General features: G+C 42.8%; 2 tRNA genes. Both read left to right on the top strand.

Features of this window, described 5'->3' with window-relative positions:
* Nucleotides 1-115 precede the first annotated feature (115 nt).
* Nucleotides 116-191, top strand: a tRNA-Ala gene (locus ACXAH4_RS20095).
* Nucleotides 192-193: 2 nt separating this feature from the next.
* Nucleotides 194-270: transfer RNA gene (locus ACXAH4_RS20090), tRNA-Ile, on the top strand.
* Nucleotides 271-547: the final 277 nt, after the last annotated feature.

The following is a 547-nucleotide window of genomic DNA, read 5'->3' as shown; positions in this document are numbered from 1 at the left end:
ACCCTAGGGGAACCTGGGGTTGGATCACCTCCTTACCTTAAAAATCGTCTATTGCCTTTTAGCGCAGTGTTCACACAGATTGTTTTGTTATTAATGAAGAACGACCAAGTCTTATGGGGCTATAGCTCAGCTGGGAGAGCGCCTGATTTGCATTCAGGAGGTCAGCAGTTCGATCCTGCTTAGCTCCACCAATAGGCTTGTAGCTCAGCTGGTTAGAGCGCACCCCTGATAAGGGTGAGGTCGGCAGTTCAAGTCTGCCCAAGCCTACCATTTCTACCTGCTATCGTTACTTTGAATGCTGCGATGCTCATGTGCTGGCGCACACTCCGCTTCTCGCAATCAAATTAACTTCATCAGGCGAAATGGCTACTGAATAAACTTGGTCAGAAAGATACAAATCCTAATGAATTTTTACTCGGTTGAGTAAGTATTGATTAGGGTTTTTTACTCTAAACCTGTTCTTTAACAATTTGGAAAGCTGATATTAGTAATCAATCAAATTGAGTAACTGAGAATATCGAAAAGATGTTCTTTCAAAAGCTACTCT

Source organism: Alteromonas sp. ABV2_168 (genome assembly GCF_056161165.1).
The sequence above is the reverse complement of the archived record's forward strand: the minus strand, read 5'-3'. Positions and strand labels throughout refer to the sequence as shown.